The organism is Streptomyces sp. NPDC030893, from assembly GCF_055571535.1.
Map to the genome: position 1 here is coordinate 61,101 of NZ_JBVIFC010000023.1, position 25,284 is coordinate 86,384.

Annotated in this window: 25 protein-coding genes; 12 read left to right on the top strand and 13 right to left on the bottom strand. The window is 72.4% G+C overall.

Annotated elements, in window-relative coordinates; genetic code table 11:
* The first annotated feature begins 106 nt into the window (after positions 1-106).
* A complete protein-coding gene (locus ACZ434_RS30315) occupies positions 107-1,009 on the top strand; it encodes an NAD-dependent protein deacetylase (RefSeq protein ID WP_468461476.1) in 903 nt (300 codons plus the stop codon).
* A 38-nt stretch (positions 1,010-1,047) separates the two neighbouring features.
* Here the strand turns inward: ACZ434_RS30315 and ACZ434_RS30320 are convergent, their stop codons facing one another.
* Both ACZ434_RS30320 and ACZ434_RS30325 read right to left on the bottom strand, forming a co-directional pair.
* The gene (locus ACZ434_RS30320) at positions 1,048-1,203 is read right to left on the bottom strand and encodes a hypothetical protein (RefSeq protein ID WP_468461478.1); all 156 of its coding nucleotides are present in this window, start codon (positions 1,201-1,203) and stop codon (positions 1,048-1,050) included.
* A gap of 168 nt (positions 1,204-1,371) precedes the next feature.
* Positions 1,372-1,743 (bottom strand): winged helix-turn-helix transcriptional regulator, encoded by a 372-nt coding sequence (locus ACZ434_RS30325; RefSeq protein ID WP_468461480.1) that lies wholly within the window; start codon positions 1,741-1,743, stop codon positions 1,372-1,374.
* 79 nt (positions 1,744-1,822) lie between these two features.
* On the opposite strand from ACZ434_RS30325, the gene ACZ434_RS30330 reads away from it, so the two are divergent.
* From ACZ434_RS30330 to ACZ434_RS30350, 5 genes are all read left to right on the top strand, one after another.
* Entirely contained in the window at positions 1,823-2,233 is a 411-nt protein-coding gene (locus ACZ434_RS30330; RefSeq protein ID WP_468461482.1) for a RidA family protein, read from the top strand.
* A gap of 130 nt (positions 2,234-2,363) precedes the next feature.
* On the top strand, positions 2,364-2,723 hold the full coding sequence (locus ACZ434_RS30335; RefSeq protein ID WP_468461484.1) for a sortase-dependent protein: 360 nt from the start codon (positions 2,364-2,366) through the stop codon (positions 2,721-2,723).
* Positions 2,720-3,331, top strand: coding sequence for a class F sortase (locus ACZ434_RS30340; RefSeq protein ID WP_468461486.1), 612 nt, complete (start codon positions 2,720-2,722; stop codon positions 3,329-3,331). Before ACZ434_RS30335 ends, ACZ434_RS30340 begins: the two co-directional genes overlap by 4 nt.
* A gap of 96 nt (positions 3,332-3,427) precedes the next feature.
* Positions 3,428-3,919, top strand: coding sequence for an RNA polymerase sigma factor (locus ACZ434_RS30345; protein WP_468461488.1), 492 nt, complete (start codon positions 3,428-3,430; stop codon positions 3,917-3,919).
* On the top strand, positions 3,903-4,316 hold the full coding sequence (locus tag ACZ434_RS30350; protein ID WP_468461490.1) for a hypothetical protein: 414 nt from the start codon (positions 3,903-3,905) through the stop codon (positions 4,314-4,316). The genes ACZ434_RS30345 and ACZ434_RS30350 overlap by 17 nt, the downstream gene beginning before the upstream one ends.
* Positions 4,317-4,352: 36 nt before the next feature.
* Here the strand turns inward: ACZ434_RS30350 and ACZ434_RS30355 are convergent, their stop codons facing one another.
* The 4 genes from ACZ434_RS30355 to ACZ434_RS30370 all read right to left on the bottom strand — a co-directional run bounded on the left by ACZ434_RS30355 (position 4,353) and on the right by ACZ434_RS30370 (position 9,201).
* Complete coding sequence (locus ACZ434_RS30355; RefSeq protein WP_468461492.1) at positions 4,353-5,792, bottom strand: GH1 family beta-glucosidase; 1,440 nt, start codon at positions 5,790-5,792, stop codon at positions 4,353-4,355.
* Positions 5,793-5,869: 77 nt separating this feature from the next.
* A complete protein-coding gene (locus tag ACZ434_RS30360; protein ID WP_468461494.1) occupies positions 5,870-6,793 on the bottom strand; it encodes a carbohydrate ABC transporter permease in 924 nt (307 codons plus the stop codon).
* Between the two features lie 12 nt (positions 6,794-6,805).
* Positions 6,806-7,801: a carbohydrate ABC transporter permease gene (locus tag ACZ434_RS30365; protein WP_468461496.1), complete on the bottom strand. Its 996-nt coding sequence runs from the start codon at positions 7,799-7,801 to the stop codon at positions 6,806-6,808.
* Positions 7,802-7,893: 92 nt separating this feature from the next.
* On the bottom strand, positions 7,894-9,201 hold the full coding sequence (locus ACZ434_RS30370) for an ABC transporter substrate-binding protein (RefSeq protein WP_468461498.1): 1,308 nt from the start codon (positions 9,199-9,201) through the stop codon (positions 7,894-7,896).
* 300 nt (positions 9,202-9,501) lie between these two features.
* Between ACZ434_RS30370 and ACZ434_RS30375 the strand changes: the two genes are divergently transcribed.
* The 4 genes from ACZ434_RS30375 (at position 9,502) to ACZ434_RS30390 (ending at position 13,357) form a co-directional block, all read left to right on the top strand.
* Entirely contained in the window at positions 9,502-10,515 is a 1,014-nt protein-coding gene (locus ACZ434_RS30375; protein ID WP_468461500.1) for a LacI family DNA-binding transcriptional regulator, read from the top strand.
* A 309-nt stretch (positions 10,516-10,824) separates the two neighbouring features.
* Positions 10,825-11,031 (top strand): hypothetical protein, encoded by a 207-nt coding sequence (locus ACZ434_RS30380; protein ID WP_468461502.1) that lies wholly within the window; start codon positions 10,825-10,827, stop codon positions 11,029-11,031.
* 134 nt (positions 11,032-11,165) lie between these two features.
* Positions 11,166-12,407 carry a PP2C family protein-serine/threonine phosphatase gene (locus ACZ434_RS30385; protein WP_468461504.1) on the top strand — a complete coding sequence of 414 codons (1,242 nt, stop codon included), beginning with the start codon at positions 11,166-11,168 and terminating at the stop codon, positions 12,405-12,407.
* A gap of 227 nt (positions 12,408-12,634) precedes the next feature.
* The gene (locus tag ACZ434_RS30390; protein WP_468461506.1) at positions 12,635-13,357 is read left to right on the top strand and encodes a S1 family peptidase; all 723 of its coding nucleotides are present in this window, start codon (positions 12,635-12,637) and stop codon (positions 13,355-13,357) included.
* A gap of 101 nt (positions 13,358-13,458) precedes the next feature.
* Here ACZ434_RS30390 and ACZ434_RS30395 read toward each other — a convergent pair whose 3' ends face one another.
* The 3 genes from ACZ434_RS30395 to ACZ434_RS30405 form a co-directional block, all read right to left on the bottom strand.
* The gene (locus tag ACZ434_RS30395) at positions 13,459-14,532 is read right to left on the bottom strand and encodes a lytic polysaccharide monooxygenase (RefSeq protein ID WP_468461508.1); all 1,074 of its coding nucleotides are present in this window, start codon (positions 14,530-14,532) and stop codon (positions 13,459-13,461) included.
* 228 nt (positions 14,533-14,760) lie between these two features.
* Positions 14,761-15,906: a glycoside hydrolase family 12 protein gene (locus ACZ434_RS30400; RefSeq protein WP_468461510.1), complete on the bottom strand. Its 1,146-nt coding sequence runs from the start codon at positions 15,904-15,906 to the stop codon at positions 14,761-14,763.
* 308 nt (positions 15,907-16,214) lie between these two features.
* On the bottom strand, positions 16,215-17,237 hold the full coding sequence (locus ACZ434_RS30405) for a LacI family DNA-binding transcriptional regulator (protein WP_468461512.1): 1,023 nt from the start codon (positions 17,235-17,237) through the stop codon (positions 16,215-16,217).
* 825 nt (positions 17,238-18,062) lie between these two features.
* Between ACZ434_RS30405 and ACZ434_RS30410 the strand changes: the two genes are divergently transcribed.
* Both ACZ434_RS30410 and ACZ434_RS30415 read left to right on the top strand, forming a co-directional pair.
* Positions 18,063-19,625 carry a vWA domain-containing protein gene (locus tag ACZ434_RS30410; protein ID WP_468461514.1) on the top strand — a complete coding sequence of 521 codons (1,563 nt, stop codon included), beginning with the start codon at positions 18,063-18,065 and terminating at the stop codon, positions 19,623-19,625.
* A 102-nt stretch (positions 19,626-19,727) separates the two neighbouring features.
* Positions 19,728-21,644, top strand: coding sequence for an AMP-dependent synthetase/ligase (locus tag ACZ434_RS30415; protein WP_468461516.1), 1,917 nt, complete (start codon positions 19,728-19,730; stop codon positions 21,642-21,644).
* A gap of 21 nt (positions 21,645-21,665) precedes the next feature.
* Here ACZ434_RS30415 and ACZ434_RS30420 read toward each other — a convergent pair whose 3' ends face one another.
* From ACZ434_RS30420 to ACZ434_RS30435, 4 genes are read right to left on the bottom strand one after another with little or no spacing between them, the layout of a single operon-like run.
* Complete coding sequence (locus ACZ434_RS30420) at positions 21,666-22,238, bottom strand: GNAT family N-acetyltransferase (RefSeq protein WP_468461518.1); 573 nt, start codon at positions 22,236-22,238, stop codon at positions 21,666-21,668.
* A 48-nt stretch (positions 22,239-22,286) separates the two neighbouring features.
* Entirely contained in the window at positions 22,287-22,814 is a 528-nt protein-coding gene (locus tag ACZ434_RS30425; RefSeq protein WP_468461520.1) for a DUF1990 family protein, read from the bottom strand.
* A complete protein-coding gene (locus tag ACZ434_RS30430; protein ID WP_468461522.1) occupies positions 22,807-24,024 on the bottom strand; it encodes a cysteine desulfurase-like protein in 1,218 nt (405 codons plus the stop codon). Before ACZ434_RS30430 ends, ACZ434_RS30425 begins: the two co-directional genes overlap by 8 nt.
* A gap of 34 nt (positions 24,025-24,058) precedes the next feature.
* A complete protein-coding gene (locus ACZ434_RS30435) occupies positions 24,059-25,156 on the bottom strand; it encodes an AI-2E family transporter (RefSeq protein WP_468461524.1) in 1,098 nt (365 codons plus the stop codon).
* Positions 25,157-25,284: the final 128 nt, after the last annotated feature.

Consider the following 25,284-nt stretch of genomic DNA (forward strand, 5'->3'; position numbering starts at 1 on the left):
CCGTTCCCGGCACCACCGTGCGCCGGCCGCTGAGGCCGCCGGCTGCCCGGGCGGCCGGGCACTGCGCGGACGGCGGTCGGGGCAGCCGGTTCCGTACCCTGGCGGCATGCGCATGCGCCCCACCCTGAGCTGGACCCCTGCCGATGACCTGCCGCCGGGCACCACGGACCTGGCGCCGGTCGCCGACGCGCTGGGCGCCGGCGGTGTCCTGGTGCTCAGCGGCGCGGGCCTCTCCACGGAGTCGGGCATCCCCGACTACCGGGGCGAGGGCGGGAGCCTGAGCCGGCACACTCCGATGACCTACCAGGACTTCACCGGCAGCCCTCGGGCACGCCGCCGGTACTGGGCACGCAGCCACCTCGGCCTGCGCACCTTCGGCCGTGCCCGCCCGAATGCCGGGCACCGGGCCGTGGCCGCGTTCGGGCGGCACGGTCTGCTCTCGGGAGTGATCACCCAGAACGTCGACGGGCTGCACCGGGCCGCCGGCAGCGAGGGTGCGGTGGAGCTCCACGGGGGCCTGGACCGGGTCGTCTGCCTGTCCTGCGGTGACCTCAGCCCGCGGGCCGCACTCGCGGCGCGGCTCGAGGAGGCCAACCCGGGCTTCGCGCCGGTGGCCACCGGGATCAACCCCGACGGTGACGCCGATCTCACCGACGAGCAGGTCGGCGACTTCCGTGTGGTGCCCTGCACGGTGTGCGGCGGCATCCTCAAACCGGACGTGGTGTTCTTCGGGGAGAACGTTCCGCCCCAGCGGGTCGAGCACTGCCGTGCGCTGGTCCGCGGGGCGTCCTCACTGCTGGTCCTCGGCTCCTCGCTGACGGTGATGTCCGGGCTGCGGTTCGTCCGGCAGGCCGCCGCGGCCGGGACACCGGTGCTGATCGTCAACCGGGATCCCACCCGCGGCGACCGGCACGCCGTCACCCGGGTCGCGCTCCCCCTGGGCGCCGCGCTCACCACGGTGGCCGGCCGGCTGGGCGTTCCCGTCGACGACGGCCGGGCGGTGGCCTGAGGGATTTCGGGCCAGGGGTGTGCCAGGGGCTCGGGAGGTCAGCCGACCAGTACCCAGAGCAGCATGAGGAACAGCAGGCCGAACACGAGCAGAGCCGGCGCCCCGAGGATCAGGGCGACCCTCCCCCACCGGGTCCGCCCCGCAGGAATCGCCGTGTCCACCGACCGAGTTGTGCCGTCCTGCGCCGCGTTCATCCGTCCACTCCCGTTCAAGGTCTTCCGGTAGGTGACCCGATTCTGCCAGCAGTCGGAGGCCCCACGACGCCCAACGGCGTTCGCCGAGGCCGGACTTCGCCCTTCGTCACACCCTCGGCGTGAGCTGCGACGGTCCGAGCCCGGCCTGCCCCGACGCCGCGCGTCCGGTCATCCGAGGTCGTAGGCGCGGCGCGCGCGTTCGATCTCGGGCAGATGGGCGGCCGCCCATTCCAGAAGCACCTCGACCGGCGGCCGCATGGTCTTGCCCAGCGGCGTGATCCGGTACTCCACGGCGACGGGGCGCGAGCTGAGGAGCACCCGCTCGACGATGCCGTTGCGTTCGAGCCGTCGCAGTGTCGCGGTGAGCGACTTCTGGGTCACCGCCGGGATCGCACGGCGCAGGTCGTTGAACCGGCAGGGCCGTTCGCAGAGTTCGTTGAGCACGCTCAGCGACCACTTGTCCAGCACCTGGTCGAGCAGCTCGCGGTGCGGGAGCGCGATCTCGAACCGGCCCTCGTGGCCCGGCGGGGTATCCGGCACGATACTTGGTCTCCTTGAAGTGTCCTTCGTGTACCAGGTAGCAAAGATATACCTACCGGGAACACCTGAGGAGACCGTGATGTCCGTCCGTCGTTTCACCCCTGAAGGCATGCTGCGCCCCACGCCGTACGAGCATGTCGCCGTCGGCACCGGCACGCGTCACGTGCATGTCAGCGGCCAGGTCGCCCGCTCGGCGGACGGCTCCCCGCTCGCCCCCGGCGACCTGGCCGGGCAGGTCGCCCACGCGCTGCGGAACACCGCGACGGGCCTCGCGGGAGCGGGCGCGTCGTTCGACGACGTGCTGCGGCTGACGTTCTACGTCACCGACTGGGCGCCCGGGAAGATCGGCCCGTTCATGGCGGGCGTCGAGCAGGTCGCCGAGGAGATCGGGCTGAACGTGCCGCTTCCTCCCTCGTCGCTGATCGGTGTGGACCACCTCTTCGAGCCGGATGTGCTGGTCGAGGTGGAGGCGACCGCCGTCCTCGACTGAGTCCGGCGTCGGCGACGGCCCGGCTTTACCCGCTCTTTGCAACCCGGGCCGTCGCTGCCTCGTCTCTCCGCACGATCCATGACCCAGCCCGCCGGGGCACCGTGCGGGCGGACCGAGAAGAGAGCGACCCATGCGCCGAACTGTCTTGAGCGCCACGGCACTTGCCTGTACCGCCGTACTGGCGAGCGCGATGCCCGCGTTCGCCGACGACCCCTCCCCCGTGCCGGACACCGCGGTGTCCCCCAGCGCGTCGCCGGCCACGGTCGCCGAAACGGACCCGAGCCCGGTGCCCGCCGAGAGCGGTGACCCGGCCCCGGCGGAGGACACGGGCGGGGTCACCGTCGTCCCCAGGGGCGCACCCGACACCGGTGCCGTTCCCGCGTCGCCGGAGTCCGCAAGCGACGGCGTCCTCATCGGCGGGGGCGCCGCGGTGCTCGCCGCCGGGGGCGCGGCGGTCTTCCTCGTACGCAGGCGGGCCACCGGGGAATGAGGTCGCTCTCCAGGCGTGCCTTCGCCGCCGGGGCGGCCGCCGCGCTCCTCGGGGGCTGCGGCGGCGGGCACCGGACCGGGCCGTCCGCCGGTGAACGGCGCCGGGACGGGGAGCCCGCCGCACCCTCCGCGGGGGCGGCGCGGGCCCTCGGGCGGTCGGTTCCGGTCCGGCTCGAGATCCCCGCCATCGGAGTCGACACCCCGGTGATGCGGCTGGGGCTGGCCCCGGACCGCAGTGTCGAGGTGCCTCCGATCACGGCCGACGACCGGGCCGGCTGGTACCGGCACTCACCGACGCCCGGCCAGAAGGGCCCGTCGGTGATCCTCGGCCACGTCACGGTCGGCGCTCACGGGGACGGCGTCTTCCGTCACCTCGCGCGGCTGCGCCGGGGCGACCGGATCACGGCACGCCTGGAGAACGGCACGGCGGCGGAGTTCGCCGTCGGTGAGGTGCGCACGGTCCCCAGGGCCGACTTCCCGACGGAGGCGGTCTACGGGGACGTCGACCGTCCGGAGCTGCGGCTCATCACCTGCGGCGGCCCCCGCACGGGGGACGAGTACCGCGACAACGTGATCGTGTTCGCCGTGCTGAGCGCCACGACGTCCTGACCCGGCGACGGGGTCCCGGCGCGCCGCGCGCCGGCGGCCCGGGACCCCGTCGCGAGCGGTACCGCACCACCGGTACCGCCGTCACCCTGGAGAACATTGAAACGGTCCCGCGAGCAGGCAGCGTCCGAACTCTTCGCCGCCCTCTACCCGCGTCTCGCCGGCTGGTGCCGCCGGCTGGTCGACGACGACGAGACGGCCCACGAGATCGCCTCGGAGGCGTTCACCCGGCTGTGGTCGCGCTGGACCTCCGTGGCGGAGCCCCGTGGCTTCCTCTACGTCACCGCGGCCAACCTGGTCCGGGACCACTGGCGCAGGCTCGAGCGTGAGCGCCGGGCCGTGCACCGGGCCGGCACCGAAGCCGCCGTCCGGCCGCACACCGAGCAGTCCGACCCGTCCGTACGCCTGCTCGTGCAGTCGCTGCCGGAACGACTGCGGGTGCCCATCCTGCTGCACTACTACGCTGACATGCCGATCCGGGAGGTGTCCGCCGTGACCGGACGCAAGGAGGGAACCGTCAAGGCCGATCTCCACGCGGCCCGGGAACTGCTCCGCGCCCACCTGAGGAGAAGCCTTGATCACACGCTCTGACGAAGGTCCGGAGTTCGAGCCCGACGATCCCCTCGCCGTGGTCCTGCGGCCCACGTCCGACTACCTCGGCCCGCCCCCCGGGAGGTTCGAGGCGATCCGTCGCGGGGCGGCGCGGCGCCGGCGGGCGCGGGCCGTGGCGGGTGTCGCCCTGACGTGCGCCGTCGCCGCCCTCGTCGCCCTGCCCCTGCTGAACACGCCGGGGGCCGGCGAGCCCGTCTCCCCCACCGTTCCGCTGGCCCCGCCCCCCGTGAGCGGCTCGTCCACACCGAGTCCGTCCGCGTCACCGGAGCCCGCCGAGTCGCCGCGCGGCCCGCGGGCCGCGACGGAGGCGCCCGCGGCGCCACCGGGAAGCCGGGTCGTCCCCACGCCCGCGCCGGTGGTGACGGACTCCCCGTGACCCCGGGGCGGCGCGGGTGCGCCGCCCCGGGGGAGGTCAGGCACCGGGCAGGACCCCGCTGCGGGCGACCTGTGCGTACCAGCGTGCGCTGGCCTTGGGGATGCGGGTGCCGGTCGGGTAGTCGACGTAGACCGCGCCGAAGCGCTTGCTGTAGCCGTGGGCCCACTCGAAGTTGTCCAGCAGCGACCACAGGAAGTAGCCGCGCACGTCCGAGCCGTCGAGGATGGCCTGGTGGACGGCGGCCAGGTGGCCTCGTACGTAGGCGATGCGGCCGGGGTCGTTGACGTTCCCGGAGGGGTCGGCGTAGTCGTCGAACGCCGCGCCGTTCTCCGTGATGACCAGCGGCATCCTGGGGAAGTCGGCGGACAGCCGGCGCAGCAGGTCGTACAGCCCGCTGGGGTCGACGGCCCAGCCCATGGCGGTGGTGTCGCCGGGCGGCTGGTGGAAGGCGACCGTGTCGGCGCCCGGCCAGGGGCTGTGGGCGCTGTTGCCGTGTCCGTCCGAGGTGTGGGTGCCGCTGCCGTCGGCCGCGGAAACGACGGTGGGGGTGTAGTAGTTGACGCCGAGGAAGTCCAGCGGCTGGTGGATCCGTTCGAGGTCGCCGTCGCGCACGAAGGACCAGTCGGTCAGTTCCGCGGTGTCCTTGAGCAGGTCCTCCGGGTAGGCGCCCTGGAGCATCGGGCCGGTGAAGACCCGGTTGGCGAGCGCGTCGATCCGGCGGGCCGCGTCCGTGTCGGCGTCGCTGTCGGTGAGCGGCCGCACGTGGTGGATGTTGAGGGTGACCGAGCACTGGGCGGCGGCCGGGAGACGGTCGCGCAGCGCCTGGACGGCGAGGCCGTGGGCGAGGTTGAGGTGGTGGGCGGCGCGCAGGGCGGCGACCGGGTCGGTGCGGCCGGGGGCGTGCACGCCGGAACCGTAGCCCAGGAAGGCGCTGCACCAGGGCTCGTTGAGGGTGGTCCAGGTCCTCACCCGGTCGCCGAGGGCGTCCGCGGCGAGGGCCGCGTACTCGGCGAACCGCTCGGCCGTGACACGCTCCGGCCAGCCGCCGGCGTCCTCCGACTCCTGCGGGAGGTCCCAGTGGTAGAGGGTGGCGACGGGCTGGATGCCCTTGTCGAGCAGGTCGTCGACGAGACGCCGGTAGAAGTCCAGGCCCTTCTGGACGGCGGGGCCGCGGCCGGTGGGCTGGATCCGGGGCCAGGCGAGGGAGAACCGGTAGGCGCCCAGGCCCAGTTCGGACATGAGGGCGACGTCCTCGCGCCAGCGGTGGTAGTGGTCGGTGGCGATGTCCCCGGTGTCGCCGTTGCGGACCCGGCCGGGGGTGCGGGCGTAGGTGTCCCAGATGGACGGCGTACGGCCGTCCTCGGCGGCGGCCCCCTCGATCTGGTAGGAGGCGGTTGCCGAGCCCCAGAGGAAGCCCTTGGGGAAGGTGCGGGCGGCGTCCGGGGCGGACGCGGTCTGCTGTGCTGCGGTGACCACGTAAGTCCTTTCGGGAGAGGGGGGATGCACAGGCGGGTGCCTGGTGGGGTGGGGTGGGGCGCGGAGGCGTGGGCGGGTCAGCCCTTGACGGCGCCGGCCATGATGCCGCTGACGATCTGGCGGCCGAAGACGACGAACATCGCCAGCAGCGGCAGCGTGCCGAGCAGCGCGCCCGCCATGATCAGCGACTGGTCGCGGACATAGCCGGCGCTGAGCTGGGTGAGGGCGACGGGCACCGTCGGGTTGGTCATGTCGAGCACCACGAACGGCCAGAAGAAGTCGTTCCAGGCGTGCACGAACGTGATCATGAACAGGACCGCCATGGCGGGCCGTGCGACGGGCAGCACGATGCTCCAGAAGATCCGCAGCGAGTGCGCCCCGTCCACGCGTCCGGCCTCGACGAGCTCGTCGGGCAGCGCCTCGGAGAGGTACTGCCGCATGAAGAACACGCCGACCGCGCTCACCAGCGTGGGGAAGATGACGGCGGGCAGCTGCTGCGACCAGCCGAGCTCGGACATCATCATGAACAGCGGTACGACGCCGAGCTGCGGCGGCACCATCATGGTGCCGATCACCAGCATCAGCAGGATGTTGCGTCCCTTGAACCGCAGTTTGGCGAAGGCGAATCCGGCCAGCGTCGCGAACATCACCGTGGACAGGGCGATCACCCCGGCCACGATCAGGCTGTTGATCATGGCCTTGCCCATGGCCGCCTCGTCCCACGCCCGGGCGAGGTTGCTGAACAGGTTCGGTCCGGGCAGGAAGGGCGGCGGGGTCTGGCTGACCCGGGTGTTGTCGGTGGAGGCGGCCACCATCGTCCAGTACAGCGGGAAGATCGACAGTACCGCCATGATGACGAGCAGGACGTAGGCGAGCGGCCCCGCGTGGTGCTGGCGCCCCGCGCGCTCGCGCAGCAGCCGGCGGCCGCCGCGGCGGACCGGCTTCTGGTCGGGGGTCCGGGCCGGGGTGTCCGTCCGGGCCGGGAGGCTGTGGATGGTCATGACGACTCCAGGTCAGGACGTACGGGAACGCAGGCGCTTGATCAGACGCTGCGCCACGAAGGCGAGGACGAGCAGCATGAACATCGCCCAGGCGACCGTCGCCGAGCGGCCCATCTGGTAGTTCTTCCAGCCCTCCTCGTACAGCAGCAGGCCCAGCGTCTGGTACTGGTTGTCGGCGCCGCCGGTGATGCCGTTCGGGCCCTGGCCGAAGATCAGCGGTTCGCCGAAGAGCTGCGTGGCGCCGATCGTGGAGAGCACGATGGTGAAGACGATGGTGGAGCGGATGCCCGGGACGGTGACATGGGTGAACTGCTTCCACCGGGAGGCGCCGTCGAGGGAGGCCGCCTCGTACCGTTCGGCGGGGATGGCCTGCATGGCGGCCAGGTAGAGCAGGGCGTTGTAGCCGGTCCAGCGCCAGATGACGATGGTGGAGATCGCCACCTGGGCGGGCCACTTGTCGGCCTCCCAGTTCACCGGGTCGATGCCGACCGTGCCGAGCGCCCAGTTGATCATGCCGAAGTCGCGCTCGAAGATCATGGTGAAGACGAGGGCGGCGGCGGCGACCGAGGTGGCGTACGGGACGAGCGAGGCCACGCGGAAGAACAGCGAGGCGCGCATGCGGTAGTTGAGCAGGTGCGCCAGGCCGAGGGCCATCAGCAGCTGCGGCACCGTGGAGATGACGCCGATGGTGATGGTGTTCCACAGCGCGTTCCAGAACCGTGAATCGCCCCACAGTTCGACGTAGTTGTCGAAGGCCACCCACTCCATGACGTCGAGGGTGGCCAGTTCCACGTCGTGCAGGGAGATCCACGAGGTGTAGACGAGGGGGTAGAAGCTGAACGCGGCGAAGACGATGAAGAACGGCGCGACGAACGCGAACGGCGCGCCCTTGACGTCCAGCCGGTGCAGCAGCGCGCTGCGCCGCCGGGCGGTTCCCGAGCCGCCTGTCGTGCCCGGCCCGGCCGGCGGCTCCTCGCCTGCCCGGGCCTTGGTGGTGGAGGTGGCCACCGGACTTCCTTCCTGAGAGCGGATGTGTGAACCGGGGCCCGGGCCCGCCGGCGACTGGGCGGCGGGCCCGGGACGGCCGCGGGGACGACCGGTCAGCCGACCGCCTTCTCGATGCGCTCCATGGTGGTGTCCCACGCCTCGTCACGCGCGGTGCCCTGCTCGATCAGGGCCAGGCCCTGCGAGAAGGTGTCCTTGATGGTGCCGTCCTTGCGGCCGAGGACCTGCTTGTCCGGGATCTCCTGCGCGGCCGCGCCGAAGATCTGGCCGATCGGGGCGCCGCTGAAGTACTCCGACTCGGCGCTCTTCACCTCGTCGGTCTCCAGCGCCTTCTGCGAGGACGGGATGTTGCCGATCTCCTTGAAGATGTGCGCCTGCTGCTCCGGAGCGGTCAGCCAGGCGACGAGCTTCTGGGCCTCCTCCTTCACCGGGCTCTTCTCGACCACGCTGAGGAAGGCACCGCCCCAGTTGGCTCCCTTGGGTGCCCGGGCGATGTCCCACTTGCCCTTGTTCGCGGCTCCGGCCTTCTCGCTGATGTGGCTGAGCATCCAGGCCGGGCACACGGCGGTCGCGAACGTGCCGTTGGCCAGGCCCGGGTCCCAACCCGGCTGGAACTGGCGCAGCTTGGCGGTCAGGCCCTCCTCACCGGCGTCCGACGACAGGTCCCAGGCCTCCTTGACGACCGGGTTCTTGTCGTGGATCAGGTCGCCCTTCTCGTTGTAGTACTGCTCGGAGTGGCCGTAGACCATGGCGTTGAACAGGCCGCTGGCCGAGTCCATGAACGCCACGTCACCGCCCTTGAAGTCCTTCTTGAAGGTGCGGCCGACCTCGACGTACTTGTTCCAGTCGCCCGCCCACAGCTTGCCGACCTCTTCCCGGTCGGTGGGCAGTCCGGCCTTCTCGAAGTAGTCCTTGCGATAGCAGACGGCCATCGGGCCGATGTCGGTGCCCAGGCCCAGCACCTTGCCGTCCGCGGTGCTGATCTGGGACTGCTTCCAGGGCAGGAAGTGGTCCGTGCCCGCTGTTCCGGCGAAGTCGGCGAACATGTCGGACTGGGTCTCGGTGATCTCCTTGGCCCGGCCGATCTCGATGCCCTGGATGTCCTTCAGGCCGTTGCCGGCGGCGAGCCTGGTCTGCAGCGCGGTGTAGTAGGTCTGCTCGTCGCCGGCTATCTCGGCCTTGATGTCGACATCGGGGTTCTCCTTCTCGTACTGCTCCAGGAGTCCCGTCTCCTTGATGCCCATCACGCCGAAGAGGCCCATCGTGATGGTGACCTTGCCGTCCTTCTTGCCACCGCCGGTGACCGAGTCACCACCGCCGCTGCAGCCGACGACGAGTGCCAGCGCACCGACGGCGGCGGTCGCCGCCACCGCTTTCGTGCGCAGTGAACCGAGAGTGCCCATGGATCTCCTCCTAGCGACGGCGCTGACACATCGGAGTGACGCGTTCTGCGATGACTACAGCGGCTCGAACCGGGGTGGGAACGTGCCCATCTCTGGGTGGGCACGTTCCCATCGCGTCTCGAAGACTCGTGGCAGCGGAACGATCTGTCAATGACTTGAACGCAACTCGTCGGGGTGCGGACGGTCCGGCGTTCGGTTCCCGCACTGTGGGGGGTGCTCCGCCGGTGGCCGGGTCTGCAAGAATTGCCGCAGGTCACCTCCGCGGCAGCTGTCGCCGCCGCGGCCGCCGAGGGGGAGCACATGAGCAGCAACCGCCGTCCCACGATCAAGACGGTCGCCGCCCGCGCCGGCGTGGGCCGCACCACGGTCTCCCGCGTGGTGAACGGCTCCGACCTGGTCAGCGCCGACGCCCGGGCCAGAGTGCTGGCGGCGATCAAGGAGCTCAACTACGTTCCCAACTCGGTCGCCCGGGGACTGGTGACCAACCGCACCGACGCCGTGGCCCTGGTGATCCCGGAGTCGGAGAGCCGGCTGGGTTCGGAACCGTTCTTCGCCGCGCTGATCCGCGGCGTCAGCGGCGCCCTCGCCGAGAGCCGGACCCAGTTGCAGCTCATGCTGGTGCGTGACCAGGCGGAGCGGGACCAGCTCACCGAGTCGGTCGCGACGCGCCGGGTGGACGGCGTCCTGCTGGTCTCCGTGCACTCCAAGGACCGGCTGCCCGGCATGCTGGAGGAGATGGGCCTGCCGACCGTGCTCGCCGGCCGGCGTGACGCGGGCGAACAGCTGAGTTACGTCGACTCCGACAACGCCGGCGGGGCCGCCGAGGCCGTCCGGCACCTGCTGGGCGGCGGCAGGAGGCGGATCGCCACGATCACCGGCCCCCAGGACATGGACGTCGGCCGCAGCCGGCTCGCCGGGTGGCGCACCGCTCACGCGGAGGCCGGCGTTCCCGCGAGGGAACTGCTCGTCGAGGCCGGTGACTTCACCGAGGAGAGCGGCAGCCGCGCCATGCGTTTGCTTCTTGAACGCGCACCGGATCTGGACGCCGTCTTCGCCGCGTCCGACCTCATGGCGGTCGGCGCGCTGGCCGAGTTGCGCCGTCAGCGGCGGCAGGTGCCCGGGGATGTGGCCGTGGTGGGCTTCGAGGACTCCGTCCTCGCCCGGCACACCGACCCGCCCCTGACGACGGTGCGTCAGCCGGTGGAGGAGCTGGGCCGCACCATGGCCCGCATCCTCACCGACATCACCCGGCACGGCGCGCCCCGGCAGCAGCTGACGCTGCCGACCGAACTGGTGGTGCGCGAGTCGTCGTGAGGCCGGCAGCGCACGGGCGGGGCCGTCGCGCCGGAACCGGGGCCGGCCGGACGTGTCCGGAGCCTCACCCTGCCTGCTCCCGGCAACGCGGCGGCCCGCAAGGTTGCCGACCTGCCGACCGGTCGTGGCCCGGTGGGACTGCCTAGGGTCGCTCCTGTGTGCCGGGAATTCCGGTCGGTGTCCGGTTCGTCCGCCCGCAGGACTTCCGGTGACCCCGCGCTGCCCGGTCGCAGGACGAGAACGTCACGTCGTGCGCCTCGCGGCACACACCGCCGCGTCCTCCCCTCTCTCCCCCGGAATCGTCCCGCCATGCCGCACCGACACGAGTCCCGTGAGCCCACTCCCCCGATGCCGGAGCTGATCGACGAAGTCGTCGTACGTTTCGACGCCTATGCCCGGGCCCGGGCGGCGCGCGACAGCCTCTTCGCGACCGCGCGGACGACGCCACGCCAGGAGCAGCGCGCTTTCGACGACCTCCAGGCCGCCGTCCTGCGCCTGCGCAACAGCCTCGGCTGAGCCGCACCCGGTGCGAGCACCGCGCCGCGCGTCCGGCCGGTGCCGGGCGGCGCAGCGGCTGTCCGCCGCCCGGGGCGGCACGTGGTCGAATACAGGAAGCAGGGCAGGCGGCGGACGGACCGGGAGAAGCACACGTGAGCACACCGCGGATCGACTACCGGACGTTGTTCGCCGCGACACCCAGCCCCTACCTGGTGCTCGCGCCGGACCTGGTGATCGCCGAGGTCAACGAGGCATACCTGCGGGTCACCGGCCGGACGAGGGAGGAACTCGTCGGCCGGTACCTGTTCGAGGTCCACCCGGACAATCCGGCGGACCCCGCCGCCGACGGGGTGCGCAACCTGACCGCCTCGCTGGAGCGGGTGCTGCGCTCGAAGCAGCCGGACACGATGGCGGTGCAGCGGTACGACCTCGTGGTCGCCGGACGCCCGGGGGTGTTCCAGGCGAAATGGTGGTCCCCCGTCAACACACCCGTCCTGGGCCCCGACGGAGAGGTTCAGTGGATCATCCACCGGGTGGAGGACCTGACGGAGTTCATGCTGTCCCGGCCGCTGCGGGCCGAACCGGGAGTCGCGGACCAGGCACAGGAGGACCGGGAGGCCGAGCTGTTCACCCGGGCGCAGGACCTCCAGCTCCTCAACGACCAACTGCGCGTCGCCCACGAATGGGAACGCCACACGGCCCTCACCCTGCAACAGGCCATGCTGCACTCCCCCGACCTGGCCGGGCACACCGAGATCGCCGTGCGCTACATGCCCGCCACCCGGTCGCTCAACGTCTGTGGCGACTGGTACGACGTGGTCGATCTCCCCGAAGAGAAGTTCACCGTCGCGGTCGGCGACGTGGTCGGCCACGGCCTGGAGGCCGCCGCCGTGATGGGGATGCTCCGCAGCGCCCTGTCCGCGGCCGTCCGCGCCATCCCCGAACCCGGCAAGGCCATGGACGTCCTCAGCGGGTACGCCCGTACGTTCGAGGGCGCGCTGGCGACGACCGCGGCCAAGGCCGTGATCGACCGCCGAAGCCGCCGGATCACCTACACCTGCGCCGGTCACCTCCCGCCGGTCCTGTCCCGCCAGGACGGCAGCGTCGTCCTGCTGGACCAGGCGACCGACCCTCCCCTGGGCGTCCTCACCGACCAGACGCCACGCCCTCAGGCCACGGTGCCGTACGCGCCCGGCGACACCCTGGTGCTCTACACCGACGGTCTCGTCGAACGCCGGGGGGAGGACATCGACACCGGGCTGCTCCGTCTCACCGACGCCGTGGCGCGGCACGCCCGCCTCAGCCCCCACGACCTGGCCGACACCCTGCTCCAGCGCCTCGGCGTGGCCGACGGCGGACCCGACGACATCGCGCTGATCGTCGTCCGGCTGTAGCGCGGCGTCCCTGCCCCGAGCCATCGGGGCTTCCTCACCCGCCGCCGGGTATAGCACCGCGTTATCGCCAGGTGTTAGTACCGCCGTTGAACGATTCTCCGGGATTCTGGGCCCTGCCCACGGCGAACTCGACCGTCACCCGGCCGAGTTCGTCCGAGGCACGGCCCTCGGGGCCGTCGACCCCCACACCTTCACGCCCACCGGCGTGTCCCAGGAATCGAGGAACCTTGCGCATATCAAGGCTCATGCCCGCTCTCGCCGCGGCAGCGGTCTCCGTCCTCGCGCTTCTCTCCCCCAACGCCGGTGCGGCCGAGGCGCCGGCGCCCCCGGTCACCAAGGCCCCGCAGCCCATCATCGGCGGCGGTTACGCGGGCAGCGGCCCCTGGGCCGCCCGGTTGTTCTCCAACGGCAGGGAGACCTGCTCGGCGACGATCATCGCCCCGACCTGGATCCTCACCGCCAGGCACTGTGTCACCGGCGGCGGGCTGTCGTTCCGTATCGGGAGTCTGGACCAGCACAGCGGCGGAACCGTCGCCAACGGGGTCCAGACCTACACCCACGGCTCGGACCTGGCGCTCGTCCGCCTCGACCGGTCCGTGCAGGCCACCTACGCCCGCCTGGGCCAGCCGGGCACCGTGCGCGTCGGCCAGAACGTGCAGGTCTACGGCTGGGGTGCCACCTCCCGGTGCGGTTCCGAGGCGAACTGCCAGTCCCGCTACCTGAAGGTCGCGAACGTCACGGTCACCAGCGGGTGCAGTGACGCCTACGGCGGCTCCGCCATCTGCGCCCGCCGGGGCGACGGCATCACCGCCGGCGGCGACTCGGGCGGCCCGATGATGGCGAACGGCGTCCAGGTCGGTGTCGCCTCCACCAGCGACCGCCAGACGACCACCGCGTACACCAATGTGACGGCGTACCGCTCCTGGATCCAGTCGGTCGCCGGCGTCTGAGCGGGCCGGTCTTCCGCAGGGCGAGGGCCCCGCACCGTGTCGTCTGTCGTCACGGTGCGGGGCCCCGCGCCGGTCCCGCCGGCGGACGGGACCGGACGGCGCTACGGTGCCACGCAGCCGATCGTCCCCGCCGGGAAGTCATTGCCCGAGGACGTGGCCGTGAAGCCGAACGTGACACTCCCGTCGGGTGCGATCACGCGGTTGTGGTCGGCGTTGCGCACCGTCACCGTGCCGTCGGAGCCGGTGGTCAGCGACCCGTTCCAGGCGCTGCCGATCCGGGTCCCGTCACCGGGCTTCCACCGCACGGCCCAGCCGTTCAGCGGTGACGTTCCGTGGTTCATCACCTCGACCGAACCCTGGAAACCGCCGTTCCACGAGTTCACCACGTTGTAGACGGCCATGCAGGAGCCGGTGTGCGGCGGGTCCGTGGGGGTCGGCTCCGGGTCCGGGTCCGGTGCCGAGTCCCCGATGCCGGTGACCTCGCCGTTGCCGCCGTCGAAGACGATGTCGGAGCAGGAGAAGAAGTTCTCCTGGCTGTCCGAACGCACCCACTGCATGAAGAGCAGCGCGTCCCCGGAGCGGCCGGAGGGCAGGTTCAGATTCCAGTAGTAGTGACCGCCGTTGGTGCCGGGCGAGCCCTGCTGGGGCGGGTCGGTGACGGTCTGGATGAGGTCCAGGTCGTCCCAGCCCAGCTGGGAGGTGGGCGACCAGCCGGGCTTGGTGAGGTAGACCCGGAAGTCACCAGGGTGCGCGGCCCAGTTGCTGTACTGCACCTTGATCGTCGATCCGGACGTCAGATGCGTCCGGGGCCAGTCGGCGCGGGCCGCGTTGTAGGCGGAGAAGTCGTACGGGGACCGGTCACCGGCGCTGCACAGCGTGCCGTCCGGCACGTAACCCGGGCCCCGGCCACCGGCGTTGGAGTCCAGGACGGCGAACCAGTTGTACAGCGCCGTGGCGCCGCTGCGGTTCAGCGCGTCCCGGCACGCCGGGTTGGTCGGGTCCAGTCCTCCGGAGCCGGTGACGGCGTCGAGTTGGCAGAGGTAGGTGCGCGAGCCGGGCATCATCGACACGCCGTGCGCCTTCGCGTCGTTCTGCCAGAGCAGGCTCAGGCCTAGCCCTCCGAGGAGGGTGGCCAGTACCGCTGCGAGGGAGATGAATCTGTTGCGTAAGGCCATGGGATCTCCTGTACCGGTGGTGAGTTGGTGAACTCGGGCGTGCGGGGAGCCGGCGGGACCGGCGGAAACGGACGGCGTGTGGAACCCCCGCCCGTCCGGGGAGGGGCGTCGACCGGACGGGCAGGGGGGATGGAGGGGGCGGAAGCGGGGCCCGCCCCGCCGGGGCGGGGAGGAAGTGCGGGCCCCGGAGCAGGGGGACGAGGCGGACGCTCGGCCGCCGGGGGCGTGTTACGCGGTCGTGCAGGCGGTGCCGTTCAGGCTGAAGCCGTTCGGCTGGGCGAAGGAGCCGCTGTAGCTTCCCTGGAAGCCGAAGCTCTGGGTTCCGCCGGGCTCGATCCGTGCGTTGCTGTCCGTCGCCCTCGCGGTGACGGCGCCCGAGGAGGGAGTGACGGAGGCGTTCCAGGCGTTGGTGACGCGCTGTCCGGAGGGCAGGGTGAAGGAGAGCGCCCAGCCGTCGACCGGTGCCGAACCGGCGTTGCGCACGGTGACGTTCGCGGTGAAGCCGCCCGGCCAGACGTTCGTGGCGTACGACACCGTGCACGCCACCGGGTCACCGGGCTCTCCGGGTTCGCCGGGCTCGCCGGGGTCGCCGTCACCGGTTTCGATGGTGGAGGAGAAGGAGTTCACCGCGAGCCCTGTTCCGTTCTGCCAGGGCTCGAACCCTGCCTGAATGCTCGTCAGGTACCAGTCGTCCCGCGCCATTCCGCGGGCGACGGTCTCCCGGACGAAGTCCATGACGTCGAAGCTCCAGCTGTCGATCGCCGACGGTGCGACGAACGACAGTACGTCGTTGGACCCGTTGCCGCCCGACCACACCTGCCAGCTGCGGCCGCCCACGGTGGCCGTGCCGACCGGGGAGCCGATCGGCTGGATCGGGCCCACCTTGTGGAACCAGATCATGATCTCGGTCCGGTTCACGCCGTCGGTCCGGGGCGTGGGGTCCAGCCAGATGTCGTACGAGGCGTTGTACACGGCGTCGCCCACATAGCCGTAGGAAATGCTGCTGGGCGCGCCGGAGATGCCGCTGATCCGGGCCGGGAGCTCGGTTCCCGGGGAGCAGTTGGTGTAGTGGCAACCGTTGAAGACCGACGGGTAGGACTTCGGGGCGCCGTCGGTGGGCACCGAGCCGTCGGCGCGTGTGACACGGAAGCCGTTGTCCGTGGCGGTGACGCACTGGGGGGCGCTGCTGCCCCAGCGGTTGTTCTGGACGACATAGCGGCCCTGGAGGGTGGTCGATCCGTACGGTTCGCAGATCGTGGTGTCGGCCTGGGCCGGAGCCGTCGCGGTCATCAGCGCCGCGACCACGGCGAGCGCGGTGAGGAGCGTGGCGAACAGGCCGCGCCGGGCGCGGGTGTGGGGCGGTAACCGTCGCATGCGGGGGGCCTCTCCAAGAGGGTGCGGGGGCGACCGGCGGGAGCGCTCCCGTCTCCCCATGTGATGGGAGCGCTCCCATAGGTGGTTCGGATCGGGACTGTAGAAGGCTCACATGTCCCTGACAAGACTGTGCGCGCGGATGTGTCGATACTCTTTCGAAGCCGCAGGTCAGCGAGGTGATCCACGAGCGGCTCGGCGACGGGAGCGCTCCCGAAAACATTCGGTGGCGGGGCGGGCCAGCTCCATGTGCGGCAGGCCGGTGGGAGCGGGTCGGGCCCGCCCGTGTGCGGCAGGGCGGGCGGGGCGGGTCAGGCCGAGCCGCGGAGCACCAGTTCGGTGCGGAGGATGACGTGCCGCCAGGCCACCGCCGAGTCCTCCATCTCCTCCAGGAGCAGCCGCACCATGGTCCGGCCGATGTCCTCCAGCGGCTGCCGCACCGTGGTCAGCTTCGGGTCGGTGTGCTGGGCCAGCGGGAAGTCGTCGAACCCGATCACCGCGACGTCCTCGGGCACCCGGCGGCCCGCGGCGCGCAGGGCGTTCAGCGCTCCGGCGGCCATGGTGTCCGAGGCGGCGAACACCGCGTCGATCTCCGGTGCGCGCTCGATGAGTTCGGCCGTCGCACGGCGCCCGCTGTCCTCCGAGAAGTCGCCCTCGACGATCCAGGAAGGGCTGCTCCCTGCCCCCGCCCGCCGCAGCGCCTCGCGGTATCCGCGCAGCCGGCACTGGGCCACGTACATGTCGAGCGGCCCGGTGACGGTGGCGACCGAGCGGCGGCCGGAGTCCAGCAGGTGCGTCACCGCGCTGCGGGCACCCCCGGCGTTGTCCGCGTCCACGTAGGTCACGCCCTCGTCGCCCGATCGCCGCCCGAGCAGGACGGTGGGCAGTCCCACCTCGGCGAGCATGTCGGGGAGCCGGTCCTCGGCGTGCACGGACATCAGCATGACGCCGTCCACCCGGCCGCCGCGCGCGTACTCCACGAAGCGCCGGCGTTCGGCGTCCGTACGGACCAGGGTCAGCAGCAGCTGCACCTTGGTGTCGGTCAGCGCGTCGCCGACGGACCGGACGATCTCCGAGAAGAACGGCTCGCCGAACATGCGCCAGTCCGGCTCGGTCATGACCAGGGCGACGGCGTCGGCACGCCGGCCCGCCAGTGAGCGAGCGGCCAGATTGGGGACGTAGCCCAGTTCGGCGATGGCCCGCTGCACGGCACGGCGGGTCGAATCCTTCACGCCCGCCGCGTTGTTGATGACGCGGGAGACGGTGCCCCGTCCCACCCCGGCGAGCGCGGCCACCTCCTCGAGCGTCGGTGTGCCCGGACGCCGCCTGACCATGACCACCCCCCACGAGACCACCCGATCCTACGGCGCCCGGGCCCCGGTTCGGACGGCCCGTGCACACGGCGCCACCCTCCTGCCGTCCGGAGCCGGCGCCATCGGCCACGGAACCGGGCCCACGGTCCCGGACCACGGCCTCCGGCGGACGGTGTTCCGGGGCCGCGCCCCGACCACGGACGGGGTTCCGGAATCCCGTCCGACCCCGGACAGTGTTCCCGGGCCACACCCCACCCACGGACGGCATTCCGGAGGCCCTTCCGACCCCGAACAGTGTTCCCAGGCCACACCCCACCCACGGACGGCATTCCGGAGGCCCTTCCGACCCCGAACAGTGTTCCCAGGCCGCGCCCCGACCGCGGGCGGGGCTGCGGGGTCCCTTCCGGCCGCGGACGGCAATCCGGGGTGGTCACTTCCGGCCGCGGACGGCGATCACGTAGCGGCCGGCGGGCCGTCGACGCGTCACCGCCACGGCGGCGAACCGCCGGCCGTCGCCGGCCACGCAGCGCATGCCGGGGGCCTCGGCCGCCCGGCCGTGCCCCGGTGCGGGCCCGGCCCGCCGGAGCCGTCGCGGGCCGGTCGCGCGCGGCGTCCGCGCGCCGTCGGCGCATAACGTGCGCACGCGCGCCGTTCGCCCTGGCCCGGCGCCGTTTCGGCCCCGGCGGCGTACGTCCGCAGGTCAACGAAGGATCACCTACCGGTCTCGGCGGGCCCGCTCCGTGCCCACTTCGAGACTCACCCGCAACGCTTCGTACCGCACGTTCCGGCCCGCCCCGCCGTCACAGTCACTGGAGTCGGCGTCAACCAACCGAGGGGGCACGGACGATGAAGCGGCACGGGGCACGACGGCCGGCCGGGGTGCTGCTCGCACTCACGGCGGCGAGCGCACTGCTGATCAGCGGGTGCGGCGGAGGGAGCGACGGCGGGGCCAAGGCGAGCGACTCCTCCTACGACCGCGGTCGCGGCGGCTCCGCGCCGCTGCCCGCCCCCGACCGGGGCACCGGCCCCGGCGGACAGTACGGAGGTGAACGCGACGAGGGCGAGCAGGACTCCCGCGAGGTCGCCCCCGCGCCCGACTACCTGTCGACCTTCGCCCTGGACGTCGACACGGCCTCGTACGGCTATGCCCGGCGCACCCTCGCCGAGGGCCGGCTGCCCGACCCGTCGACCGTCCGTCCCGAGGAGTTCGTCAACAGCTTCCGGCAGGACTACGAACGTCCCGGCGGGGACGGTTTCACGGTCACCGTGGACGGGGCCCGCACCGAGCGGGAGGACTGGTCACTGGTCCGGGTGGGCCTGGCCACCCGGACGGCCGAGCCGAGCGATGAACGGCCGCCCGCCGCCCTCACCTTCGTCATCGACGTCTCGGGCTCGATGGCCGAACCGGGCCGTCTCGATCTCGCACGGGAGTCCCTCGGCACGATGACGGACCGGCTGCGCGACGACGACTCGGTCGCGCTGGTCACCTTCAGCGACGAGGCCGAGGCCGTCCTGCCGATGACCCGGCTCGGCGGCCACCGGGGCGAGATCCACGACGCCATCGACAGTCTGGAACCCACCGACTCCACCAACCTCGGCGCGGGCGTGGAGAGCGGCTACGAGACCGCCGTCGAAGGGCTGCGCGAGGGCGCCACCAACCGGGTCGTCCTGGTCTCGGACGCTCTCGCCAACACCGGGGAGACGGAGGCCGACGCGATCCTGGAACGCATCGCGGACTCCCGCCGCGAGCACGGCGTCACCCTGTTCGGCGTGGGCGTCGGCAGCGACTACGGCGACGCGCTCATGGAGCGGCTCGCGGACCGGGGCGACGGCCACACGGTGTACGTGTCGGACGAGGAGGACGCCCGGGAGGTGTTCTGCGAGCAGCTTCCCCGCAACATCCGGCTGACGGCCCGCGACGCCAAGGCGCAGGTCGCCTTCGATCCGGAGACGGTCGCCGAGTTCCGCCTGGTCGGCTACGACAACCGGCGGGTCGCCGACGAGGACTTCCGCGACGACGGCGTCGACGGCGGCGAGGTCGGACCCGGTCACACCGTGACCGCCCTGTACGCGGTGCGCACCCGTCCGGGCGCCGAGGGGCACCTGGCGACGGCGACCGTGCGCTGGCTGGACCCCGGCAGCCGCACCCCGCACGAGGAAACGGGCGACCTGGAGACCGGCGCCCTCGCCGGCTCCGTCTGGCGCGCGGGGCGCGGTCTGGCGGTCACCGCGACCGCCGCCTACTTCGCCGACGCCCTGCGCTCCTCCGACCACCGCTACAGCGCCCTGCCCGGCGCCCCCGGTCTCGGTGAACTCTCCGAGCGCGCCGGTTCCCTGGCGGAGCGGACCGAGGACGAGAACATCCGCGAGCTGGCCGAGGCGATCCGGACGGCGGACCGGCTGGACTGACCCCGGCCCATTGACTCGTCCTTACGCACCGGTAAGTTGACTCCCGAGTAAGTAAGTACGGCAGCATCAGCACGACCGCATCAGCCGCGACCGGGAGCCGTCATGGGCGTACGCAAGGATCTGAAACGGGCACAACGACGCACCGGTCTCACGGTGCGGACCGGGGTCGAGACGGTCCGGGACGAGAAGGGTGTCGTCCGCGAGGCCCGTACGGCGGTCCTCGCCCCGCGGCCGGCCACCGGCAGTACCGCCGACATCCCGTTCACCAACGCGGCCGAGGCGCCCGGCGCGGTGGTGCTGCGCCGCGAGGAGCGGGGCGTCTGGCGCCCGGTCACGGCGGCGGCCTTCGCCCATGAGGTCTCCGCCGTGGCCAAGGGCCTGGTCGCCGCCGGGCTGGAGCCGGGCGACCGGGTCGCGGTGATGTCCCGCACCCGCTACGAGTGGACGGTCCTGGACTTCGCGATCTGGGCGGCCGGCGGCACGACCGTGCCGGTCTACGCCACCTCCTCCGCCGACCAGGTGGAGTGGATCGTCCGCGACTCCGGTGCCCAGTACGCCATCACGGAGACCCCGGAGAACACCGCCACCGTCCGCGCCGGCACCGCCGCCCATGCCACGCCCCCGCGGCTGTGGGAACTGGACGCGGACGCCCTCGCCGACCTCACCGCGCTCGGCGAGGGCGTCCCCGACGAGGAGGTCACCAAGCGGCGTACGGCCCTGACCCCGGACACCGTCGCGACCGTCTGCTACACCTCCGGCACCACCGGACGTCCCAAGGGCTGCGTCCTCACCCATGCCAACCTGTACGCGGAGGCCGCCAACACGGTCGAGCTGCTGCACCCGATCTTCAAGGAGGTCACGGACCAGGTCGCCTCGACCCTGCTGTTCCTCCCGCTCGCCCACATCCTGGGCCGCACGCTGCAGATCTCCTGTCTGATGGCCCGTATCGAGATCGGCCACTGTCCGAGCATCAAACCGGACGAACTGCGGCCCAAGCTGAGGGCGTTCCGCCCGACGTTCCTGGTGGGCGTCCCCTACCTGTTCGAGAAGATCCACGACACCGGCCGGGCCACCGCAGAGAAGCTCGGCCGGGGCGCCTCCTTCGAGCGCGCCCACCGCGTCGCGGTGCGCTTCGGCGAGGCCCATCTGAACCGGTTCCTCGGCCGCGGCAAGGGCCCGGGCCCCGGGCTGTACGCCGCCTGGGCGCTGTACGACCTGCTGGTCTACCGCCGGGTCCGCAAGGAACTCGGCGGGCGCATGCGGTACGCCATCAGCGGCGGCTCCCCCCTGGAGCGCGACCTCAACCTGTTCTTCTACGCGGCCGGCATCATGGTCTACGAGGGCTACGGCCTGACCGAGACCACGGCGGCCGCCACCATCGTCCCGCCGCTGGGCCCCCGCCCCGGCACGGTCGGCCTGCCGGTCCCCGGCACCGCGGTCCGGATCGCCGACGACGGCGAGGTGCGCATCAAGGGCGGCATCGTCTTCGGCGCGTACCGGAACAACCCGGCCGCCACGGACGAGGTGCTGGACGACGGCTGGTTCGCCACCGGTGACCTCGGATCCCTCGACGAGGACGGCTATCTGACCATCACCGGGCGCAAGAAGGACATCCTCGTCACCTCCGGCGGGAAGAACGTCTCCCCCGCCGTCCTGGAGGACCGGCTGCGCAGCCGCCCGCCCGTCGGGCAGTGCCTCGTCGTCGGCGACAACCGGCCCTTCGTGGCCGCGCTGATCACCCTGGACCCCGAGACGGTCGCCCACTGGCTGGCGGTGCGGAGGCTGCCCGCGGACACCCCGATGTCCGAGGTGGTCCGCGACCCGCGGATGCGCGCCGACGTGCAGAAGGCCGTGGACTACGCCAACGAGGCCGTCTCCCGGGCGGAGTCCATCCGCGCCTTCACCCTCGTCGAGGGCGAGTTCACCGAGGAGAACGGACTGCTGACCCCCTCGCTCAAGGTCAAACGGCAGGCGGCGCAGCAGGCGTACGCGGCGGAGATCGCGGCGCTGTACTCCTGACGTCCGCTGCCCGCGTCCGCGTCAGCGCAGGTCGAGGCGCATCAGGACGCGGGGGTGGCCGGACAGGACCGAGGTCGTGTCGGCGGCGTGGGTGAAGCCGGCCCGCTCGAAGTTCTTCCGGAGCCCGGCGTACGCCATCGTCAGGTCGACCCGGGCGTCTCCGTTGTCGAGGGGGTAGGCCTCGATCGCGGGGGCGCCGTGGGCGCGGGCGAAGTCGACCGCGCCGGCGATGAGGGCGTGCGAGATGCCCTGCTTGCGGTGACCGGGGCGCACGCGGATGCACCACAGGGACCAGACGGGCAGCTCGTCGACGTGCGGGATCCTGCGGTTGCGGGCGAAGGAGGTGTCCGCGCGCGGGGCGACGGCGGCCCAGCCGACGGGCTCGTCGCCGTCGTGGGCGAGGACGCCGATGGGTGTTCCCGTCCGGCACAGTTCGGCGACGTACTCGCCCCGGGCCGGGCCGCGCAGTTCCTGGTTGAGCCTGGAGGGGACGCGGTGGCTCAGGCACCAGCAGACGTTCGCCCCGGGCGACTTGGGACCGAGGACGGCACGGACGTCCTCGAAGGCGGTCGCGGGGCGGACTTCGACGGTCATGCGCCCACGATGCCACGCCGCACGGGGCGGCGCGGCGCCGCGCGGCGTTCATCGCAGCGCGCGAAGGTAGCGGGCGCGGACGCCGCGTTGGAGGAGGAGCAGCAGGGGGAAGAGGAGCCGCCAGGGGCCCGCCGGTGCCGCCCGGGTCAGGGAGCGCAGGGTCAGCAGGACCCGGCCGTCGCCGTCCCGGTGCACGATGAAGGCCTCCTCCCCGCTGACCGGGTGCCCCCAGCGGGTGCCGTAGGCGAAGCCGCAGCGGTCCGCGGTCCGCACCACGGCGACGACCTCGACCGGCTCGCGGACGGCGAACCGGCCGGGCCCCGCCGTGATGGTGTAGCGTCCGCCCTCCCGCACCGTGATGGCGCCTCCGTCGGCCGGGGCGACGCCGAAGCCGCTGCGGCGTTTGATCTCCCAGCGCGCCACCGCGTCCCCGGCGGCCGTCCAGGTGTCCTCGCCGTGCCCGATCGTCACCGTTCTCTCGTACCGGCGGAATCCGGGCGGGGACGCCGCCCAGCGCGGGGCGGCGGGGGAGGTCGCGCCGCGGGCGGGGTAGCTGAGGCCGGTGCCGTCACCCATGCGCCGGCCGCGCCAGGAAGTCCGCCAGGCCGGCCAGGAGCCGGTCGACGTCCTCGACGTCGGTGTACGGGGCCAGGCCCACGCGGAGGCCGCCGGTGTCCCCGAGGCCGAGGTGGCGGGACGCCTCCAGGGCGTAGAAGCTGCCGGAGGGCGCGTGGACGCCGCGCTCGGCGAGGAAGCGGTGGGCGTCCTCCGTGCGGTGGCCGTCGAAGGTGATCAGCAGGGTCGGGGTGCGCCGGGCGGCGCGGGAGCGGACGGTGACCCCGTCGAGGGCCGCCAGGCCCTTCTCGAGCCGGTCCCGGAGCCCGGCCTCGTGTTCCTCGAGCAGCCGGTAGGCCCCGGCGAGCCGTTCCCTGCGGTCGCCGCCCGGCTGCCCGGAGAGGCCGGCCAGGAAGTCGACGGCCGCGCGGGTGCCCGCGAGGAACTCGTAGGGCAGTGTGCCGAGTTCGAAGCGCTCGGGAACCGTGTCCGTGGAGGGCAGCAGTTTGTCCGGGCGGAGGGTCTCCAGCAGCGCCGGACGGGCGGCCAGGACCCCGTGGTGCGGGCCGAGGAACTTGTACGGGGAGCAGACGAAGAAGTCCGCGCCGAGCGCCTCGACGTCGACGAGGGCGTGCGCGGTGTAGTGCACGCCGTCGACGTACAGCAGGGCGCCCGCCTCGTGGACGATCCGTGCGATCTCGGCGATCGGGGGGATCGTGCCGATCAGGTTCGAGGCGGCGGTGACGGCGACCAGCCGGGTGCGTCCGGTGAGCCGGGCCCGGATGTGGTCGGCGGTGAGTTCGCCGGTGTCCGGGTCGAAGTCGGCGCGGCGGACGGTGACGCCGGCGCGTTCGGCCGCCTGGACCCAGGGGCGGATGTTGGAGTCGTGGTCGAGCCGGGTGACGACCACCTCGTCGCCGGGTCGCCAGCCGGCGGCGAGGGTGCGGGAGAAGTCGTAGGTGAGCTGGGTGGCGCTGCGTCCGAAGACGATGCCCGCCGGGTCGGCGCCGAGGAGGTCGGCCATGGCGCGGCGGGTCTCGGTGACGACGGTGTCGGCGTTGCGTTCGCCGGGCAGGAGGCCGCCGCGGTTCGACAGGGGCCGGGACAGCGCGGCACTGATCGCCTCGATGACGGGCCGCGGTGTCTGGGTGCCGCCTGGGCCGTCGAAGTGCGTGGTGCCGGCGGCCAGCGCGGGCACCTGGGCGCGCAGGGCGGTGAGGTCGTACGTCACGTGGGCTTCCTCTCGGTGCGGGGCCGTGTGGCGGTCAGGTGGCCGGTCCGCCGGCCGCCGGTTCGCGCGGCGGGTCGGTGAGCTGCTCGCGCAGATAGTTCCAGACGACCGCGATCAGCGCGGCGACGGGTACGGCGAGCAGGCTGCCGACGATGCCGGCCAGGCTGCCGCCGAGGGTCACCGCGAGCAGCACGACGGCCGCGTGCAGTCCGAGGCCGCGGCTCTGGATGATGGGCTGGAACACGTTGCCCTCGAGCTGCTGCACCACGATGATCAGGGCGAGGACGAGCAGCGCGTTCATCAGTCCGTTGGACACCAGGGCGATCAGTACCGCGACCAGTCCGGCGAACAGGGCACCGATGATGGGCACGAACGCGGCCACGAAGGTCAGCACCGCCAGCGGAAGCACCAGCGGTACGTCCAGGATCCACAGGCCCAGGCCGATCAGTACGGCGTCGAACAGGCCGACGAGCGCCTGGGAGCGCACGAAGGAACCCAGGGTGAGCCAGCACCGCTCGGCCACGGCCGGGATGTCGGTGGCGAGCCGGCCGGGGAGCTGACGGCCCAGCCAGGGCAGGAAGCGCGGGCCGTCCTTGAGGAAGAAGAACATCAGGAAGAGCGCCAGTACGGCCGTGACCACACCGCTGACGACGGTGCTCACGCCGGTGACGGCGGTGGTGGCGATGGAGCCGGCGCTGTCCTGGAGGCGGGCGGTCGCGGTGTCGAAGGCGTCCGAGATCTGGGCGTCGTCGATGTTGAGCGGCGGCCCGGCGGCCCACTCGCGCAGCCTCTGGACGCCTTCGACGACGCCCTCGCCCAGCTTGCCGGACTCCGATGCCACGGGCACCGCGATCAGCGCCACGGTGCCCGCGGCCACCAGCAGGAAGAGCACGGTCACCAGGGTCGCGGCGAGCGCGGGGGGCATACCCCGCCGGCGCAGGTAGCGGGCCGGGGGCCAGGTGAGGGTGGTGAGGAGCAGACCGACCACGAGCGGCCAGACCACCGACCACATGCGGCCCAGTACCCACAGCACCACCGCGGCGGCCACCAGGACCAGCAGCAGTTCACCGGAGATGCGCGCCGAGGTGCGCAGTGCGGCACGGGTCTTCCCCGCGTTCAACGTCGCAGACATGGAGGCACCTTACGGTGCCCGCGGGCGGCTGTGATCACCCGGGAGCGGTGCCGGTCGGGGGGGGGGGGGCGGGGGGGGGGGGGGGGGGGGGGGGCGTGGGCCACACACCCTTCCTCCCTCCAGGAAAT